Origin of the sequence: Micromonospora zamorensis, from assembly GCF_900090275.1 — a bacterium.
In the GTDB taxonomy this organism is placed as follows: domain Bacteria; phylum Actinomycetota; class Actinomycetes; order Mycobacteriales; family Micromonosporaceae; genus Micromonospora; species Micromonospora zamorensis.
This window is the reverse complement of sequence record NZ_LT607755.1, coordinates 4,675,231-4,693,756: the sequence shown is the minus strand read 5'-3', so window position 1 is coordinate 4,693,756 and position 18,526 is coordinate 4,675,231. Positions and strand designations below refer to the sequence as shown.

Annotated in this window: 18 protein-coding genes, 1 pseudogene and 1 riboswitch; of the genes and pseudogenes, 5 read left to right on the top strand and 14 right to left on the bottom strand. The window is 72.9% G+C overall.

All coding sequences use genetic code 11. From position 1 onward, the window contains the following. Positions 1-468, top strand: coding sequence for an SRPBCC family protein (locus tag GA0070619_RS20585; RefSeq protein WP_088949579.1), 468 nt, complete (start codon positions 1-3; stop codon positions 466-468). Positions 469-491: 23 nt separating this feature from the next. On the opposite strand, the gene GA0070619_RS20580 is transcribed toward GA0070619_RS20585, so the two are convergent. The 5 genes from GA0070619_RS20580 to GA0070619_RS20560 all read right to left on the bottom strand — a co-directional run bounded on the left by GA0070619_RS20580 (position 492) and on the right by GA0070619_RS20560 (position 6,658). Continuing rightward, positions 492-992 (bottom strand): hypothetical protein, encoded by a 501-nt coding sequence (locus GA0070619_RS20580; protein WP_088949578.1) that lies wholly within the window; start codon positions 990-992, stop codon positions 492-494. 165 nt (positions 993-1,157) lie between these two features. Beyond that, positions 1,158-2,222, bottom strand: coding sequence for a coiled-coil domain-containing protein (locus GA0070619_RS20575; protein ID WP_406083300.1), 1,065 nt, complete (start codon positions 2,220-2,222; stop codon positions 1,158-1,160). Positions 2,223-2,227: 5 nt separating this feature from the next. Beyond that, a riboswitch (cyclic di-AMP (ydaO/yuaA leader) is annotated at positions 2,228-2,359 on the bottom strand. Positions 2,360-2,471: 112 nt separating this feature from the next. Further along, a complete protein-coding gene (locus GA0070619_RS20570) occupies positions 2,472-3,389 on the bottom strand; it encodes a cation diffusion facilitator family transporter (RefSeq protein WP_088949577.1) in 918 nt (305 codons plus the stop codon). A 107-nt stretch (positions 3,390-3,496) separates the two neighbouring features. After that, positions 3,497-5,611, bottom strand: a complete 2,115-nt coding sequence (locus GA0070619_RS20565; protein WP_088949576.1) for a HelD family protein — start codon at positions 5,609-5,611, stop codon at positions 3,497-3,499. Between the two features lie 108 nt (positions 5,612-5,719). Continuing rightward, the gene (locus GA0070619_RS20560) at positions 5,720-6,658 is read right to left on the bottom strand and encodes an alpha/beta fold hydrolase (protein ID WP_088949575.1); all 939 of its coding nucleotides are present in this window, start codon (positions 6,656-6,658) and stop codon (positions 5,720-5,722) included. Between the two features lie 148 nt (positions 6,659-6,806). Between GA0070619_RS20560 and GA0070619_RS20555 the strand changes: the two genes are divergently transcribed. Further along, positions 6,807-7,451: a carbonic anhydrase gene (locus GA0070619_RS20555; RefSeq protein ID WP_231927117.1), complete on the top strand. Its 645-nt coding sequence runs from the start codon at positions 6,807-6,809 to the stop codon at positions 7,449-7,451. A 108-nt stretch (positions 7,452-7,559) separates the two neighbouring features. Here the strand turns inward: GA0070619_RS20555 and GA0070619_RS20550 are convergent, their stop codons facing one another. Continuing rightward, a complete protein-coding gene (locus GA0070619_RS20550) occupies positions 7,560-7,889 on the bottom strand; it encodes a hypothetical protein (protein WP_030330285.1) in 330 nt (109 codons plus the stop codon). A gap of 308 nt (positions 7,890-8,197) precedes the next feature. On the opposite strand from GA0070619_RS20550, the gene GA0070619_RS20545 reads away from it, so the two are divergent. The 3 genes from GA0070619_RS20545 (at position 8,198) to GA0070619_RS20535 (ending at position 10,793) form a co-directional block, all read left to right on the top strand. Then, positions 8,198-8,689, top strand: a complete 492-nt coding sequence (locus GA0070619_RS20545; protein WP_088949573.1) for a DUF3145 domain-containing protein — start codon at positions 8,198-8,200, stop codon at positions 8,687-8,689. Between the two features lie 85 nt (positions 8,690-8,774). Further along, positions 8,775-10,511 carry a glycoside hydrolase family 3 protein gene (locus GA0070619_RS20540; RefSeq protein WP_088949572.1) on the top strand — a complete coding sequence of 579 codons (1,737 nt, stop codon included), beginning with the start codon at positions 8,775-8,777 and terminating at the stop codon, positions 10,509-10,511. Positions 10,512-10,574: 63 nt separating this feature from the next. Beyond that, complete coding sequence (locus tag GA0070619_RS20535) at positions 10,575-10,793, top strand: hypothetical protein (RefSeq protein ID WP_030488757.1); 219 nt, start codon at positions 10,575-10,577, stop codon at positions 10,791-10,793. A gap of 48 nt (positions 10,794-10,841) precedes the next feature. Here the strand turns inward: GA0070619_RS20535 and fabF are convergent, their stop codons facing one another. The 8 genes and pseudogenes from fabF to GA0070619_RS20495 all read right to left on the bottom strand — a co-directional run bounded on the left by fabF (position 10,842) and on the right by GA0070619_RS20495 (position 18,495). After that, entirely contained in the window at positions 10,842-12,068 is a 1,227-nt protein-coding gene (gene fabF / locus GA0070619_RS20530) for a beta-ketoacyl-ACP synthase II (protein ID WP_088949571.1), read from the bottom strand. A 2-nt stretch (positions 12,069-12,070) separates the two neighbouring features. Next, positions 12,071-12,310, bottom strand: coding sequence for an acyl carrier protein (locus tag GA0070619_RS20525; protein WP_030330276.1), 240 nt, complete (start codon positions 12,308-12,310; stop codon positions 12,071-12,073). An 83-nt stretch (positions 12,311-12,393) separates the two neighbouring features. Further along, positions 12,394-13,338, bottom strand: a complete 945-nt coding sequence (locus GA0070619_RS20520; protein ID WP_088949570.1) for a beta-ketoacyl-ACP synthase III — start codon at positions 13,336-13,338, stop codon at positions 12,394-12,396. 5 nt (positions 13,339-13,343) lie between these two features. After that, positions 13,344-14,261: pseudogene (locus tag GA0070619_RS20515) on the bottom strand (ACP S-malonyltransferase); the annotation flags it as partial. 78 nt (positions 14,262-14,339) lie between these two features. Continuing rightward, positions 14,340-15,641: a PucR family transcriptional regulator gene (locus GA0070619_RS20510; RefSeq protein ID WP_269458518.1), complete on the bottom strand. Its 1,302-nt coding sequence runs from the start codon at positions 15,639-15,641 to the stop codon at positions 14,340-14,342. An 11-nt stretch (positions 15,642-15,652) separates the two neighbouring features. Next, entirely contained in the window at positions 15,653-16,504 is an 852-nt protein-coding gene (locus tag GA0070619_RS20505; RefSeq protein ID WP_157744062.1) for a septum formation family protein, read from the bottom strand. Positions 16,505-16,600: 96 nt separating this feature from the next. Then, positions 16,601-17,293: a response regulator gene (locus tag GA0070619_RS20500; RefSeq protein WP_088949566.1), complete on the bottom strand. Its 693-nt coding sequence runs from the start codon at positions 17,291-17,293 to the stop codon at positions 16,601-16,603. Then, positions 17,290-18,495 carry a sensor histidine kinase gene (locus GA0070619_RS20495; protein WP_088949565.1) on the bottom strand — a complete coding sequence of 402 codons (1,206 nt, stop codon included), beginning with the start codon at positions 18,493-18,495 and terminating at the stop codon, positions 17,290-17,292. The genes GA0070619_RS20500 and GA0070619_RS20495 overlap by 4 nt, the downstream gene beginning before the upstream one ends. Between the last annotated feature and the right edge of the window lie 31 nt (positions 18,496-18,526).

Below are 18,526 nucleotides of genomic sequence, written 5' to 3'. Positions count from 1 at the left end.
GTGCTCAGCAGCGATACCTTCAGCTACACCGTGCAGGCCCGGTGTTCGCCGGCCGAGGCGGCGGCGCTGCTCAGCGACCTGACCCGGCAGGGTGAGCTGCACCCGTTGATCGTCCGGGTCCGCCGACTGCCGCCCCGACCCGGTGCGCAGGCCAGCTACACGATCAACGACCGGCTGGCGGCCGGTCCGCTGCGCTTCCGGACCACCTACCACGCGGACGTCCTGATCAGCGAGGACGACGAGATCGTCATGGTGGCCCGACAGTGGCCCGCCACCACCGTGCGTAACCACACCCGGCTGCGCCCCGAGCCGGACGGCCTGACCCGGATCGACGTCGACATCACCCTGACCGCGCCGACCCCGCTGTTCCGGTACGCGTTCCGTCAGGCCCGAGCCGCCCACCTCGCCCTGGCCACCCGCCTCGGCGCTGCCCTCGACCGCACCGGCGACCCGCCGCCCCCAGCCTGACCCGAGCGCGGACGGCAGCGGGGTCACCGGTTGCGGGCGTGGCCCGCCAGCGCGGGCTGGGCGGCGGGACGCCGTCCCCACGGCTTGTACGTGGACAGCACCGTCGCGATGATCATCAGGCTGGTCGACACCGCGGGTGCGATCACCAGGTCGGCGCGGTCCCGTGCGGGCAGGGCGGCGCCCACCGCTCCGGCGTGCCGCAGATTCGGGGTGAGCAGGAACAGCACCAGCCCGACCATCACCGTGGTGAGCACCAGCTTGACCACCACCCACCGGTAGCGCAGCAGGCCCCACGGGGTGAGCAGCGCGCTGGCGACACCGATGAGCCAGACCAGGACGCTCAGCGGCGCGAACAGGACGGTGCCGACCAGCGCGCCGACCGGGTAGAGCACCGCCGGGTCGGCGCCACGCTGCACGGCGATGCCGAGGGTGAGCAGCACCAGGTCGGCGCCGAGCCAGCCCAGCGAGGTGACCAGGTGCAGGGTGAGCAGCCCCTTGCGGGCGGTGGGTGGGATCCGAGGCATACCGCGATGCTGCCCGCCGACCGCCGCCGGGTCGTCCGACGAGCGACGACATCAGGGGTACGCCCGGCGACGTAGCCCGGTCGGAAAGCGCTGCCCGGACGAACGTGATGCCTGTGAGTCATCTTGATGACTCACAGGCATCACACACTTTGGGGAACGGCCGGATCAGTAGACCGACAGGTGCACGTGGTTGGTGTGGTCGCTGGACGGGTCGCCACCCGCCCCGCTGTAGGACTTCCATCCGCTGCTGGGCAGCCAGATCTGCCTGTACCAGATCACGTACAGCACGGCGAGCCGGTCGGCGTTGCGGATGAAGTACGCGGCCAGGTTGTTGCCGTACGTCTTGTCGCCGCCGGTGGCGTCACCGCCGAAGCCGCCCGTCTGGGCCGCGAAGTCGCAGGCCCGGCCCTTCGGGTGTTCGCCGGAGCCGCTGGGGCGGTGGCAGGAGACGTACCGGGTGAAGCCGGCCGCCTTGGCCTGGTTGAGGGCGTGCAGGGTGCGCGGGGTGATGCAGCCGCTGGCCGGCGTGGGGTCGTTGACGCTGCACGTCTCCGACGGCCAGGAGCCGTCGGAGTTGCGCGGCGCGGCCTTCGCGTTGGCGGCGGAGGTGCCCCGGTTGGAGTCGGTGTCGGCGGCGGGCTGCGGCTTGGGGGTGGTGGCCACCGTCAGGGCCCGTTCGGCCTGCTCCTTGCGCTTGGCCATCACCGCGACCTGCTTGCGCTGCTCGTTGATCTCACCGTTCAGGGCGACCTGGGTGCGGTTGGCCTGGTCCTTGCTGCTGAGCAGGTCGCGCAGCACCCGGTCCTCGTTGGCGGCCACCGCGTCCAGTGCGGCTGCCCGGTCCATGAAGCCTTCCGGGCTGTCGCTGTTGAGCAGCGCCGACATCGCGCTGAGCCGGCCGGTGCGGTACGCGACGCCGGCGATCTCGCCGACCTTGCCGCTGCGTTGGTTGAGCTCGACCTCGATGGTCTTCAGTTGGGTGGTGAGCTGCTGCTGCCGCTGCACCGAGGCGTCCAGGGCGCGCTTCGCGTCCAGGTAGCCCTTGCTGGCCGCCTCGAGTTGGGCTCGCAGCGCGGGGGTGCCACCCTCCTCGTCGGAGTCGGGGGCGGCGGCCCGCAGGCCGGTCGGGGGAGCGGCCGAGGCGGTGCCGGCCGGGAGCGCGACGCCGAGGGCGAACATCGCGACGATCAGGGCCGCCAGTCGGGCGGCGGGTGGTCGTGCTGGTGCCACTGTGCATGTCCTTCCGTCAGCCGCCGACCGGGTTAGCTGACGGGTTCGGGACGGAAGATCCCTACCGCTGACGCGGATGCACCCCAGGTACGTGGTTCCCCGGTTCGCCCTCGCGGGCGATTAGGCGGCGACCACCACCGGCGCCGGGAGGGCGCCGCCTGGTGGAGGCCGGGACCGAGCCTACCGGTGCCGGTGGGGTGGTTGCAGCCAATGTGACGGACGGTGCGTGCGTCGTCACGAGAGCTGCTGTCACCACTCGATCGAGCCACACGCTCCGGAGGCGGCGCCCGGCTCGATCTGCAACGTCGCGTGCTCGATCCGGAAGTCGTCGTGCAGGGCCGTACGCGCGGCGGTGAGCACCGCGCCGACCTCCGCCCCGGGTGCCATGGTCAGGTGTGCGGAGGCCACGTCCATGCCGGAGGTGAGCGTCCAGACGTGCAGGTCGTGCACCTCGACCACACCGGGGACCGCGGCCAGTCGGTCGTGCACGGCGGTCACCTGGAGGTGCTCCGGGGCGGCCTGCACCAGGATGCGGACGGCGGCCCGTGCCAGCCGCCAGGTGCGCGGGAGGATGAACACGCCGATGGCGACGGCGACCAGCGGGTCGGCCCACCACCAGTCGGTGACGGTGATGAGCAGTGCGGCGCCGATCACGCCGACCGAGCCGAGCAGGTCGCCGAGCACCTCCAGGTAGGCACCCTGAAGGTTGATGCTCTCCCGGGCTCCGGTGCGGAGCAGGGCGAAGGCGGCGATGTTGGCGAGCAGGCCGAGCACGGCCACCGCGAGCATCGGGCCGGCGATGACCTCGTGCGGGTCGCCGAAGCGGCGGATCGCCTCGATCACCACGTAGATCGCGACGCCGGAGAGCAGGACGGCGTTGGCCAGCGCGGCGAGCACCTCGAGTCGGTAGAGCCCGAAGGTGCGCTGCGGGTCGCCGGTGGCCCGCCGGGTCGCGGTGATCGCGGCGAGCGCCATCCCGATGCCGAGCACGTCGGTGAACATGTGCCCGGCGTCGGAGAGCAGGGCGAGCGAGCCGGTGTGCAGGGCGGCCACCGCCTCGACCACCATCAGGGTGGCGAGCAGCCCGAATGCCGCCCAGAGGCGGCCCCGGTGCTGGTGTGCGGCATTGGCGACGGACCCGTGGTGGTGGTCATGACCTGCGCCCACGAGAACCACCCTCCGCCGCCAGTCGGGACCCGGTCAAATGTATGTTCACATCGCTATGTATGCAAGTGTAGGGGCGGCAACTCTCGCCGGCCGCTCGCCAGCACGGATCAGCCGGTCGGGTCGATGGTGGTGAGGCGCTGCGTGGCCCGGGAGAGCGCCACGTACAGGGTGCGCACCCCGGCACCCGGATCCGCCCGGATCTCGCTCGGCGCGACCAGCACGACCCCGTCGTACTCCATGCCCTTGGCCTCCAGGCTGGTGACCACCTGGAGCCTCGGCGCGCCGAGTGCGGCGACCCAGCCGGCGGCCTCGTCGCGGCGGGGGACCGGCGTGATCACGCCGACGGTGCCCTCCACCTCGGCCAGCAGGCCGGCGGCCGCCTCCACTGTCGCGGTCTCCAACCCGCTCGGGGGCACCACCAGCTCGACCGGGTCGACCCCGGTGGAGCGGACCGCGGTCGGCAGCGGCAGGTCAGGATAGAGCCGGCGGATCTCCGCCGCCGCCACCGCGAAGATCTCCGAGGAGTTGCGGTAGTTGGTGGTGAGCGTGAAATCGTGCCGCTTGCGCCGACCCAGCGCCTGGTCCCGGGCCCGGTCCAGCTCGTCGGGGTCCCCGGTCCACGCGGTCTGGGCGGGGTCGCCGACCACCGTCCAGGAGGCCAGACGGCCACGTCGACCGACCATCCGCCACTGCATCGGTGAGACGTCCTGCGCCTCGTCCACGACCACGTGCGCGTAGTCCCGGTAGTCCTCCGGGCGCTCGCGCGCCGCCGCACGGGCGGCCCGTTGCCGCTCGCCGAGGGTGCTCAACTCGCGTACGCCGCCAGCCAGCTGGAACGGGTCGCGCCGGGCCTTTGCCGACTGCGCCGGCTTGCCGAGCAGGGAGTCCAACTCGTCCAGCAGCGCGATGTCGGCGATGGTCAGCCCGGTCGTGTCCAGGTGCCGGTACGCGGCGCTGAGCAGCCGGATCTCCGCGGAGGAGAGGATCCCCCCGGCGTACCGGCGCAGGCGGTCCGGCTGCGCCAGCCAGCCCAGAACGTGTCGAGGGTGCAGCCGGGGCCACCACGCCTTGAGGAACTCCCGGAACTCCGACCGCTCGGCGATCTCCGCCTCGAAGGTCCGCTGGTCCGGCAGTCGAATGCCCACCTCACGGGCCTGCGCCCAGAGCGCGGCGAACACCCCGTCGAAGCCGGCCCGGCGCACCTCGTTGCGGCGGGCACCCCGTTGCAACGCGCGGTCCCGGATCCGGTCCAGTGCCGTCCGGTCCAGCCGCAGCAGCGTGCCCCGGTAGAGCAGCCGCAGCTCACCCGGGCCGCCCGGCACCGCGTCGCGGGCAGCCCGCTCCAGCACCCGACGCATCCGCAGCGAGCCCTTCACCGCCGCCACCTCGGGCGGGTCGGTGCGGGTGGCGCTCATGCCCGGGAACAGGGTGCCCAGCGAGTGCAGGGTCGCGGTGTCCTCGCCCAGCGACGGCAGCACCGAGCCGATGTACTCCACGAAGACCGACGACGGGCCGACCACCAGGATGCCGCCGCCCGCGTACCGGCTGCGGTCGGAGTAGAGCAGGAAGGCGGCCCGGTGCAGGGCGACAGCGGTCTTACCGGTGCCGGGGCCGCCCGCGACGATCGTGACCCCGGAGCCGGGGGAGCGGATCGCCTCGTCCTGTTCCCGCTGGATCGTCGCCACGATGTCCCGCATGCCCCGGCCGGTGGCCTTGGACAGGGTGGCCAGCAGCGCGCCGTCACCGACGACCGTCATGCCCTCCGGCGCGGCGTTCGGGTCGAGCAGGTCGTCCTCGATGCGGGTGACCCGCTCGGCGCGGGACTGGATCGTGCGGCGGCGCACCACGTCCAGCGGCTGCGCCGGGGTGGCCTGGTAGAAGGCGGCGGCGGCCGGCGCCCGCCAGTCGACGACCAGCGTGCGGGCGTCCTCGTCGCGGATGCCGAGGCGCCCGACGTGCAGCACCTGACTGTCGCGCAGGTCCAGCCGGCCGAAGACCAGCCCTTCGTGCTCGGCGTCCAGGGTGTGTCGCCGCTGCGCCGCGTGGAAGACCATCGCGTCGCGCTCGACCAGCGCCCCGTGCGTGCCCACCCGAGCCATCCGGTAGCCGTCACGCTCGGCGCGGACCGCCGACTGCCGCAGTTCGGCGAGTCGGGCGTACACCCGGTCGAGGTGGCGTTGCTCGACGGCGATCTCCTGCTCCAGGCCGGTCTGGTCGGTCAACGCACGCTCCTTCGAAGGTCGCCGGCAGGCGGCGGAAACCGCGCAAGCCAACCGCAGAAGGGTACGGCCCCCGGCCCGGCCCGCCGCGCCCGAGGTGCGGGAACGCGCTCAGACGCCCGTCCCGGCGGGTGTCACCCCGCGCTGCGGTGCGGCGAGCACCCGGCGCAGTACGCCGGTGAGGGCGGCGTTGACCTCGTCCGGGCGCTCCATCATCAGCATGTGCCCGGCACCCGGGCAGACGGTCAGCTCGGTGGCCGGCAGCGCCGCCGCGATCGACTCGGCGCAGGGCGGTGGGGTCAGTCGGTCCCGGTCGCCGACCAGGGCGGCGGCCGGCAGGTGGGCCAACGCGGCGAGGGTGTCCAGTCGGTGCTGGGTGCCGATGGAGGCGCGGAACCCGCCGATCGAGCGCAGCGAGGCACGAGCCACCGCGGAGGTCACCAGGCGGATGTCGGAGGGCTCGCAGCGGTCGCCGAAGAGCATCCACCGGATGCTCGGTTGCAGCGCGTTCAGCAGGGCCCGGGGCGCTCGCCACGACCCGCACCGGGCGAGCACTCCGGCTCCGGTCGTCTCGGCCAGCCGGATCAACCGGGCGATCCGCGGCGAGAGCCCGTAGACGGTGTGCGTGTGCCCCTCGGCGGTGGTCGAGACGAAGACCAGCCCGGCCGTACGGGCGGCGAAGTGCGTGGGGTGGCGGTGGGCGTACTCCATGATCGTCATGCCGCCCATCGAGTGCCCGACGAGGAGCACCGGCCCGGGAGGCGCCACCGCGTCGATCACCGCGGCCAGGTCGTCACCCAGCTGGGCCAGTGTGGCCGTGGGCAGCGCCATGCAGCTGGAGCGGCCGTGCCCCCGCGCGTCATAGGTGACCACCCGCACCGCCCCGCCGAGCGGCGCCGCGGTGAGCGCGTCGACCTGTCGGTGCCAGGCGCGCCCGTCCAGCGTCCAACCGTGCAGCAGGATGGCGGTCACCGGGGCGTCCGTCGGCCCCGTCACCTCGACGTTGAGCCGCACGCCGTCCGGCAGACCCACCTCGAACCGCTCCGGCATCGCCGCCTCCCAGGGCCGCCCAGCATCACCAGCACCGGGGATACCCGGCGGTAACACGGGCTACCCGCCATCAGACCACGTCAATCGCGCCGGGGCTAACATTCCCGACCGCGCCCGTGGTCGTCGGCGGGGGACCAAGCTGTACGGCATGGGGTCGTCGGGGGCGTCCATGGGCGGGGCGGCGGGGCAGGGACGGCAGGCCGGGGGGACGCCCCGCGCCGCGCTGGCAGACCTGCTCTCCGGCAACCGGCGGTTCGTCAGCGGCCAGCCGATCCACGGACACGACGTCACCGCCGCCGCGGCCGCCTCCGGCGATCAGCAGCCGTACGCGGTGGTGCTCGGCTGCATCGACTCCCGGGTGCCGCTGGAGGCGATCTTCGACCAGACCTTCGGCGCGATCTGCGTGATCCGTACCGGTGGGCATGTCCTCGACCGCGCGGTGTGCGGCTCGATCGAGTATGTGGTCGGCCAGCTCGGCGTACCGCTGGTGATGGTCCTCGGCCACGAGCGGTGCGGCGCGGTGGGCGCGGCGGTGGACGCGCTGCGCAGCGGGCAACGTCCCGGGGGGTCGCTGGCGCACCTGGTGGACGAGATCGCCCCGGCGGTGACCGAGGTGGGGATCGACGACCCGGCGGTGCATCCGCTGGCGATCCGCCGGCATGTCCGGCGAACGGTGGGCACGCTACGCGCCGACGACCTGCTGGCCGGGCCGATCGCCGCCGGAAGGGTGGCCGTGGTCGGTGGCCTCTACGACCTGGCCACCGGTGAGGTCGCTCTGCTCGATCCGGGCTGAACCCGCCCTGACGCGCTCGACCGTGGCCTTTTCGATCTCACGCCGGACACGCGAAAGCGCCCGCCGGGACTCCCGGCGGGCGCTCTACGTGTTGCGGTGGGGGAGAGCTCAGCCCTCGAAGACGCCGGCCGCGACCAGGCGCTTCTCGGTGGCCTCCCAGCCGTCACCCGGGTGGGTGGCAGCCAGGTTGTTGATCTCCGCCCGGATCTTGGCGGCGTGGCCGGCGGCGGCCAGCACGCGGATCTCCTCGACGAAGGCGTCGGAGTCCGTGCGCAGGTGCGCGGTCTTGCCGTTGGTCAGGTTCCGCACGTAGGCGTGCTTGCCGCCGTTGAGCGGGATGAGGTACTTGAACTCGCCCAGCACGCTGAGGGCGCCACCCTGGCCAGCCTGGCCGGCCCGGACGGACGCGCGCGCGGTCTTAGAGGTGTTGCTCGCCACGGAGGTACTCCTTGCAAGACGTACGGGAGGACTGGACGTCCGGGGGCTGTGTGCGGGCCGCACTTGACTCGGCTCGCGAAGGTGTAACGCGGCATAAGCCGCCGATGGAACTGTACATGACCACGACATCACGCTGGTTGTCGCGGTGTCCTGAGAGGCAACGGCGACCACCCGTCCGGCTATTCCACCCGGCGATTTTTCCGATTCCCTGGCGCACCACCCGTCACAGGAGTAATCATGTGTTGCAGGAACCACCTGGGTGGACGAGGTCGTAGGGGAAGACGCACCTCGCTCTCCGGGAGGTCACCGTGCCAACGCGTGGCGTCGTATACGTCCACTCGACCCCGCTCGCCGTGTGCTCACACGTCGAGTGGGCGATCGCGCGCGTCCTAGCCGCGCCGGTCAACCTGCAGTGGACGGCTCAGCCCGTCGACCCCGGCGCACGCCGGGCCGAGTGCGGGTGGACCGGTCGTCCGGGAACGGGCGCCGAGCTGGCTGCTGCCCTACGGCAGTGGCCCATGATCCGTTTCGAGGTCACCGAGGAGCCGAGCGCCGGCGTCGACGGTGAACGCTTCATGTACGTGCCGGCTCGTGGCCTGTTCCGGGCCACCGTCGGCGTGGCCGGCGACATCCAGCTCGGCGAGGACCGGCTACGGGCGCTGATGGTCTCCTCGCGGGCCCCGGAGGCGCTGGCGCACGCCCTCGACAAGGCGCTCGGCACCGCCTGGGACGCCGACCTGGAGCCCTACCGGTACGCCGGGGACGGCGCCCCGGTGACCTTGCTCACCCGGGTCGGCTGACCCGACCGTCGATCCGCTGGCCACACCCCCCGGGAGGGTGCGACCGGTAAGGTCAAGTTGCCCCGATAAGGGGGAAGCTGGTGGGATGGGCGGCGTGTCGAATCGCCCGTGGCGCGCCACCGTCGCAGTCGCCGCCCTGACCGTCCTGCTCGTCTCCGGCTGCTCAAGCGACCCCGAGCGCCCCGCGCCGACACCCAGCCCGGCCGGCACATCCGCAGCCCCGAGCGCACCCGCCGCGCCGCCGGCCACCGACCCGGCCGCCCGGGCCGCCGCGCTGGTCGCCACGCTGTCCGACGAGGACCTGGTCGGTCAGGTGCTGATGCCGTACGCCTACGGCGACTCCGCGACCAAGGTCTCGGCCGGCTCGGCCGCCGGCAACCAGGCCCTCGCTGGGGTCGACACCCCCGCCGACATGATCAGCAAATATCGACTGGGTGGCCTGATCCTGGTCGGCTTCAGCGCCGACGACCCGACCAAGGGCAACCAGGAGACCACGAACGTCGACAACCCGAAGCAGGTGCACGAGCTCACCAGCGGGCTGCGTACCGCCGCCGGTCGGCTCGCCGCCGGCCCCGCGCCGCTGCTGATCGGCACCGACCAGGAGTACGGCGTCGTCACCCGCGTGACCGACGGCGTCACCGTGCTGCCCAGCGCCCTCGCGGCGGGCGCGGCCGGCGACCCGAAGCTGACCGAGGCCGCCTGGCAGGCCGCCGGCGCCGAGCTGGCGGCGATGGGGATCAACGTCGACTTCGCCCCGGTGGCCGACGTGCTGGCCACCCGCAGCACCGTGATCGGCTCCCGGTCGTACGGCTCGGACCCGAAGCAGGCCGCGGTGCAGGTGGGCGGCGCCGTCCGTGGCCTCCAGGCGGCCGGGGTCGCGGCCACCCTCAAGCACTTCCCGGGGCACGGTCACAGCGCCGACGACTCCCACCAGGACCTGCCGGTGCTCACCCAGTCCGCCGAGGCGTTGCGGAGCGGCGCGTGGCCGCCGTTCACCGCCGGGATGGACGCCGGGGCGATGGCAGTGATGTCCGGTCACCTGGACGCCCGCGCGATCGACCCGGGGACCCCGGCGACGTTCTCGCACAAGCTGCTCACCGACGTCCTGCGGGGTCAGCTCGGTTTCAAGGGCGTGGTGATCACCGACGGGATGAACATGCCGCCCGCGAAGCGCTGGGCTCCCGGTGAGGCGGCCGTCCGCGCGCTGAACGCCGGCAACGACCTCATCCTGATGACCCCGAACGTCGGCCAGGCGTACGACGGGCTGCTCGCCGCGCTTCGCGGCGGTTCACTGCCACGCGCCCGGCTCGTCGAGGCGGTCACCCGGGTGCTGACCATGAAGTTCCGGCTCGCGGAGACCCCGGCCGCGCAGATGTCCACGCTCAACGCCCCGGCGCACCGCGCGGCGGCCGACGCACTGGCCACCGCCGCCGTCACCGTGCTGCGCGGCACCTGCGGCGGTGCCGTACGCGGACCGGTCACCGTCACCTCCTCCGGTGGCCGCGACGGCACCCGGACGGTGCTCACCGCCGCACTGACCGCCGCCGGGGTGCAGGTCAAGCCCAGCGGCGGCACGATCGTGCACCTGGTGGGCTACGGCGACGGCGCCAACGACCTGCGCGCCGACGCGGCGGTCACTGTCGCGATGGACACCCCGTACGTGCTGAGCGGCGCGAAGTCGCCGACGCTGCTGGCCACGTACTCCTCCAGCCGGGCCTCCATGACCGGGCTGGCCGCCGTGCTGGCCGGCAAGGCCCGGCCGGGCGGGCGGTCCCCGGTGACCGTGCCGGGCCTGCCGGCGACGACCTGCGCCAGTAGCTGACCGCCGTTCACGGGGCCGAAAATCGGGTCGCCTCGGTTCGGTCGGCCTGACAACCTTCCAGGCATGGGAGCGGCAGAAGGATTCCGGCACGTGCAACGGGCGGACGGCACTGTGGTGATCACACACCACGGACGGGTCGCCGGCACGCTGCGCGGCGCTCGGGCCGCGGAGTTCCTCGCCGAGGTCGACGACGACCCGCAGTTGGTGATGGCCCGCTGGACCGGCAACTACCGCCACGGCAACGAGCGCACCGCGAAACAGCACCCCCGCAACCGGGGCTGAACGAAGGAAGGGCCCCTCCTCGACGAGGAGGGGCCCTTCCGCGGGATCTCAGGGCCGGGCGAAGACGAGCGCCACGTTGTGGCCGCCGAAGCCGAACGCGTTGTTCAACGCGGCCGGGATCTCCATGTGGCGGGCCTTGTGCGCGGCGACGTCCAGGGTGAGGCCTGGCTCCGGGTCGTCGAGGTTGATGGTCGGAGGGACGACACTGTCGCGGATCGCCAAGATGGTGGCGATCGACTCCAGCGCTCCGGCCGCACCGAGCAGGTGACCCGTCATCGACTTCGTCGCGGACAGCACCGGGTGGTCGCCGAGCGCCTTGTGCAGCCCGCTGATCTCCAGCATGTCCCCGACCGGGGTCGAGGTGGCGTGCGCGTTGACGTGCACGATGTCCCGCTTCGCCACGTCCGCGTCCGCGATCGCCTTGGCGATGGCCCGGATGGCGCCCTCACCCTCGGCGTGCGGCTGCACGATGTCGTACGCGTCGGAGGTGATGCCGGCACCGGCGAGGCGTGCGTACACCCGGGCACCCCGGGCTGCCGCGTGCTCGGCCCGCTCCAGCACCACGATGCCGGCACCCTCGCCGAGGACGAAGCCGTCCCGGCCCCGGTCCCACGGGCGGGAGGCGCGCTCGGGGTCGTCGTTGCGGGTCGACATGGCCCGCATCGAGCTGAAGCCGGCGATCGGCAGCGGGTGGATGACCGCCTCGGTGCCGCCAGCCACCACCACGTCGGCACGACCGGCGCGGATGATGTCCAGCCCGAGGGCGATCGCCTCGGCGCCGGTGGCGCAGGCGCTGGCCACCGAGTGCACGCCGGCCTTGGCGCCCAGCTCCAGCCCGACCCAGGCGGCCGGACCGTTCGGCATCAGCATCGGGATGGTGTGCGGGGAGACCCGCCGTGGCCCGGAGGCCTCCAGGATGTCGTCCTGGGCGAGCAGGGTGGTGGCGCCACCGATGCCGGAGCCGACGCTGACGGCCAGCCGCTCCCCGTCGAGGTCGGAGCCGGCGAGGCCGGCGTCCGCCCAGGCCTGCTGCGCCGCGATGATGGCGATCGCCTCGGAACGGTCCAGTCGGCGCAGCCGGACCCGGTCCAGCACCTCGGACGGCTCCACGGCCAGCTGGGCGGCGATCCGGACCGGCAGTTGCGCGGCCCACTCCTGGGTGAGGGCACTCACCCCGGAGCGGCCGGCGAGCATGGCGTCCCAGGTCGACGCGACGTCCCCGCCAAGCGGGGTCGTCGCGCCGAGCCCGGTGACGACGACGTCGGGACGACTCATGATCAGGACTGCGCCGCGATGTAGCTGACGGCGTCACCGACGGTCTTGAGGTTCTGCACCTCGTTGTCCGGGATCTTGACGCCGAACTTCTCCTCGGCGGCGACAACGACCTCCACCATGGAGAGCGAGTCGACGTCGAGGTCGTCGGTGAAGGACTTCCCCTCGGCCACGTCGTCCGGGTTCACCCCGGCAACCTCTTCGAGGATCTCGGCGAGGCCGGTGGTGATCTCGTCACGGGTCATTACGGTTGGTTCCTTTCATCGGGGTTTCCGGCGGACGGCGTCGCCGACCGCCGCTCCTGGACGCGTACGCGCCGAGGGGGTCATCAGGGGCAGCGGATGACCTGACCGGCGTAGGTCAGGCCACCACCGAAGCCGAACAGCAGCACCGGTGCGCCCGAGGGCACCTCCCGGCGCTCGACCAGCTTGGACAGGGCCAGCGGCACGCTCGCGGCGGAGGTGTTGCCGGACTCGACGATGTCCTTCGCGATGATCGCGTTGGGGATGTTGAGCCGCTTGGCGATGCCGTCGATGATCCGGGCGTTGGCCTGGTGCGGCACGAACGCGGCCAGCTCCGACGGATCGACCCCGGCCCGCTCGCAGGCCTGCAGCGCGAGTGGCGCGATCGCGGTGGTGGCCCAGCGGAAGACCGCCTGCCCCTCCTGCTGGACGTACGGGCGCCAGCCCTCGATGCGGACCGCGTCGCTCTTCTCCGGCGCCGAACCCCAGACCACCGGCCCGATCCCGGCCGGCTCGTCGTCGGCGGTGGCGCTGACCACCGCGGCGCCGGCGCCGTCCGCGAAGATGATGCAGGTGGAGCGGTCGGTCCAGTCGGTGAAGTCGGAGAGCTTCTCGGCGCCGATGACGAGGGCGTTGCGCGACGCGCCGGCCCGGATGGCGTGGTCGACGGTGCCCAACGCGTACGCGAAGCCCGAGCAGGCGGTGTTGACGTCGAACGCGCCCGGCGCGGTGATGCCCAGCTTGGCGGCGACCCGGCAGGCCACGTTGGGGCTGCGGTCGATGGAGGTGCAGGTGGCGACGACGACCAGGTCGATGTCGGCGGCGGTCAGGCCCGAGTTGGCCAGCGCCTTGCCGGCGGCGGCAGCAGCCATGTCGGCCACCGTCTCGCTGTCGGCGATCCGCCGGCTGACGATGCCGACCCGGTCGCGGATCCACTCGTCGTTGGTGTCGACGAGCTGGGCGATGTCGTCGTTGGTCACCACCCGGGAGGGCTGGTAGTGCCCCATCGAGACGATGCGACTGCCAGTCATGAGCGACCTCCGGTGCGGGCGATCAGGTCCCGTGCGGCCGGCAGGTCGTCCGGGGTGTTCAGGGTGACGATCTCCGGGGCTCCGTCGCCCTTGAGGTCCCGTTTGACCAGCCCGGCGAGGGTGCCGGCCGGTGGTAGCTCGATCACGCCGGTGACACCGAGGTCAGCCAGCGTACGCATGCACAGATCCCAGCGCACCGGTGCGGTCACCTGGCGCACGAGGCGCTGCACCATGTCCGCGCCGGTGTCGACCGTGGTGCCGTCGAGGTTCGACAGCAGGAGGCGGACCGGGTCGGCGGGGGTGATCTCGGCGGCGACCGCGGCGAGCGCGGTCTCGGCCGGGGCCATGTACGGGGTGTGGAACGCTCCCGCCACCTTGAGCCGGATGATCCGGGCCTTGGCGGGCGGCTCGGCGGCGAGTTTGTCGAGCCCGTCCAGCGAGCCGGCGGCGACGATCTGCCCGGCGCCGTTGCGGTTGCCCGGGTAGAGCCCGTGCGCCTCGATCGCGGCGAGCACCTCGTCGGGGTCGCCACCGAGCACCGCGGCCATGCCGGTCGGCTCCAGCGCGCACGCGGCCGCCATCTCCCGGCCGCGGACGCCAGCGAGGGTGATCGCCGTTTCGGCTGACAACACGCCGGCCAGGGCGGCAGCGCCCAGCTCGCCGATGCTGTGCCCGGCGGTGAGCGTCACGTCGTCCAGCGGCAGGTGCTCGCCGGCGAGCAACGCCGCGGCGACCAGCAGGGGCTGGGTGCGGGCGGTGTCCTTGATCTCGTCGGCGTCGGCGGTGGTGCCCAGATGCATCAGGTCGACCCCGGCCAACGCCGACCACTCGCGCAGACGCGCCTCGGTGCCGGTCAGGTCGAGCCAGGGGGTCAGGAAGCCGGGTTTCTGGGAACCCTGGCCGGGACTAAGTACGGCGAGCACGCCTATGACTCTCCCGGATACGCGCGGGTAACGCTGTGCCGCCTTCGACCAAACCGCACTAGCGCCTTTGGAGGTTTCCTACAAAGATCGGCGGGGATCATCCTCGTTTTGGGTGGTTTTCCGGGTGGCCGGGGTCATTGTCTGAGTCGGGACAGGCGAGATGAGCGGGGCGACCGGATCCAACCGACCCACTGTCAGCGCGACCTGGAGAGCGAAAGCGTCCCGCGGTGACAGCGGCGAGAAGCCGGTCACCTCGGCGATCCGACGCAACCGGTAACGCACGGTGTTCGGATGGACGAACAGCGCCCGCGCTGCGCTCTCCAGTGTGCCGCCGGCGGCCAGGAACGCGTCCAGGGTCGCCAGCAGCTCGCCACCGGCGCGTACCAGCGTCGCGTACACGTCGTGCCGCAGCCGCCGACGGGCCTCCGCGTCGCCCGCGAGGGCCCGCTCCGGCAACAGGTCCGCGGCCGGCACCGGCCGGGGGGCGCTGGGCCATGCCGGTGCCGCCCGGAAACCGGACAACGCCGCCCGCGCCGACTCGGTCGCCTCGTCCAGGCTCGGCACGGCCGGACCCACCACGACCGGGCCGTCCCCGAACGCGCTCAACAACTTGGCGGTCGCCGTCAACGGGTCCGGTGCGCCGCCCAGCACGATCACCAGCCGGTCGCCGTGCACCCCGCCGATGACCTCCACCCCGATTCGGCGGGCCTGCCGGTAGACCACGTGCAGCACCGCGGACACCTCGCCGCCGGGCGACCGACCGACCGCCACCGCCACCGGCGGCGCGTCCGCCCAGCCGAGCGCGGCGGCCCGACTGGCCAGCACGTCCGGCGAGTCACCGCGCAGCAGCGCGTCGACCAGCAGTGCCTGCAACCGGGCGTCCCACGCGCCGCGCGACTCGGCCGCCCGCGCGTACACCCGGGCGGCGGCGAACGCGATCTCCCGGGAGAAGCGCAGCACCGCCTCGCGCAGCTGCTGCTCCTCACCCTCGGCGGCCAGGTGCGACACCTGCTCCTCGACGACGTCGATGGTCACCTTGATCAACGCCACGGTCTGCTGGAGGGTGATCGACCGGGCCAGCGCCTGCGGGGCGGCGGCGAAGACCTCGTCCGAGACCTCCTGGGTGCTGTCCGCCGTGCCGCCGCCGTCACGCAGCCACTGCACCAGCGACCGGGCGCCCGCCTGCGCCACCAGCATCACCCAGGAGCGCTGGTCGGCCGGCAGGGTCCGGAACCACGGTAGCGTGTCGTCCATCCGGGCCACGCTGGAGGTGGCCAACGCCCCCGCCGAACGTTCGATCCGGCGCAGCGTGGCCGACAGGTCTCCACCGCCCGGCGTGCTCACCGCCCTAGCCTGACACGTGGTGAGCAGGCCATCCACGTCGGCACCGGTCAGCGGGCCGCCGCTAGGACGGTGCGGCCGGCACCCTTGACCGACGCGTTGAGCACCCGCTGAGGGCTGTGGAGGAAGCACCACACGCTGAGAGTGCCCGCCTGCCACTCAGGCTCGCCCTCGGGCACGAGCGCCAACGGCTCAAAACGTTGCCCCAGAGTCCCCTCCGGCAATCCGACATGATCGGCGATGCTCGACAGGCACCCCGCGTCCACGATCTCGTCGGTCAACTCCTCGACGTCCGGCCCGGCCCGCCAGATGCCGGCGAACTCGGTGGCGTGCGGCCCGGTGCAGGAGGCTGGCGGCAGATTGACAAGGCCCTGGGAGGTCTCCTCCGGCTCGGTGAAGCAGCTCAGCCGCAGCGGCGAGTCACCGGTCAGGGCGCCGCTCAGGCTGTTTGCCCGGGGGTTCGGGAACCACCGGTCCACCGCATGCATCTCCAGCAGGTCGCAGCGGTACCACCGTTCACCCGCCCCCCAGCGCGCCGCCGACGGGATCAGCACCCGCATCGCCAGCCGTGACTCGCGCCATTCGCCACCCAGGAAGAGGTCGGCCTCGGCGTCGCACGACTTGTACACCCGCCCACGGCCCTCGCTGTCGGCCACCGGTGGCGCCTCCGCAGCGGCGTCCGCGCCGCCGAACCGGCCGACCAGGAAGGTCTCCGTCTCGTGCTTCGACGAGCAGGGGATCGGCGTGTACGCCTCAGGGCTGCGCTCGTCGGAGGCGGTGGCGTGACACACCCCTGCCTCGGGTGCGAAGAGCGAGGCTGAGTCTTCGGCGAGGATGGCGTCACAACCACCCGTTCCCATGATCAGCACCAGCAGGACCGTCGGTCCCCACCACCGTCGCACGTGTGCTCCGTTCTGAGCGGCCGGCATCGACGCCGGTGGCGCGCAGCGTACGGCAGGCAAGCGATCCAGCACCGTCCGGAGTGGACCGAACCCGGTTCACGATTGTGGGGGAGCGGTCAGCCCCAGCTCCTGGGCCAGGATCGCGGCCTGTACCCGGCTACGCAGGCCCAGCTTCGCGAGGATCCGGCTCACATGTGTCTTGGTGGTGCTCTCGGCCAGCACCAGCCGATCGGCGATCTGCTGGTTGGACAGGCCCAGGCCGAGGCAGGCCAGCACGTCCCGCTCGCGTGGGGTGAGGGTGCCCAGCGCGGCCCGGGTGGCCGCGGACGCGCCCGGCGTGGTGGCCGCGAAGGCGGTGATCAACCGGCGGGTCACCGCGGGGGCGATGAAGCCGTCGCCGCGCGCCACCGTACGCACAGCGGTCACCAGGCCGTCGGCGTCGGTGTCCTTCAGCAGGAACCCGGCCGCGCCGGCACGTAATGCGCCGAAGACGTACTCGTCGAGGTCGAAGGTGGTGAGCACCAGCACGTCGGCGAGCCCGTCGGCGACGATGGCCCGTGTCGCGGAGATCCCGTCCCGGCGGGGCATGCGGACGTCCAGCACCGCCACGTCCGGGCGCGACTCCCGACACAACCGCACCGCCTCGTCGCCGTCGGCCGCCTCGCCGACCACTTCGATGCCCGGTGAGCCACCCAGGATCAGGGCCAGCCCCGCCCGTACCGCTGGCTGGTCGTCGGCAAGCACCACCCGTACCGTCGCCGTGCCCGCGTCTCCCGACGGCCCGGTCACCCGCCCTCCCCGGTGGGCAGGGCGGCCCGCACCAGCCAGCGACCGTCCTGCGGCCCGGCGGTGAGTCGACCGGCCAGCAGTGTGGTCCGCTCCCGCATCCCGATCAGCCCGGCCCCGGCGCCGGTCAGACCGATCCCGTTCCGGCGCACCGGGTTCTCCACCGTCAGCACCACCTCCGCCGAGCCGTACGCGATCGTCAGATCGGCCTCACCCGTGCCGTGCTTGAGCGCGTTGGTCAGCGACTCCTGCACGATCCGGTACGCGGCCAGGTCCACCGCCACCGGCAGCGGCCCCGGCGTGCCGTCGGTGCGGACCCGCACCGCCAGGCCGGCAGCGCGGATCCGCTCGACCAACCCGTCCGCCTCCGCCAGCCGCGCGCTGACCATCTCCGCCACGGCCGGGTCGTCTCCCACCGGGGCCGGCCCACCGGTGGTCCCCGGCTCGCGCAACACCTCGATCATCTGACGCATCTCCGCGAGCCCCTGCACGCTGCTCTCCCGGATCACCCGCAACGCCGACTCGACCTGGCCGCGGTCCAGCCCGGGCACGGACAGCACGGCGGTGGCGTGGATGGCCACCGCGCTGAGGTGGTTGGCGACGACGTCGTGCAGCTCCCGGGCCATCCGGGCGCGCTCGGCGCTGACCGCCTGCCGGCGGTCCATCTCGACCAGCCGGGCGGTCTGCTCGGCCCGCGTCCGCTCGGCGGCGGCCTGGTCACGGTACTGCCGGACGCTGACCCCGGTCAGGACCGGCAGCAACCCGGCGAGCACCACTGGCACCCCCACGGCGACCCCGCGCCACTGGCCGAGGAGGAGGACGCCGACGACCGCACCGATCAGGCTCAGCGCGACGGTCACCCGCAGCAACCACCGCCACAGGCGGGGCGGGCCGTACACGCAGGCGTCGTAGAGCACCTGGGTGTAGATCAGGATCGTCCCCAGGGAGCCGCCGAGCGCGACGTCCACGACCAGTGCCACGGTGCCGGTGGCCAGGCTGGTGCGGGGGGCGACCCGGCGCAGGCCGACGGCCACGCACATCGCCAGCAGCGGCGGCAGGAACAGCGTCGTCGGTAGGCCCGCGTCCCGGTGGATCTGCGGTTGCCAATCCAGGGCGTACAGCGCCAGGCCGCCGGCGAGCGACGCGCCGGCGAGCGCGACGTCGCGGGCCAGGGTGCCGGAGCCGAGCCACGGTGGCGGACGCATGCCCCGATCCCACCACAGCGGCCGACCCTCG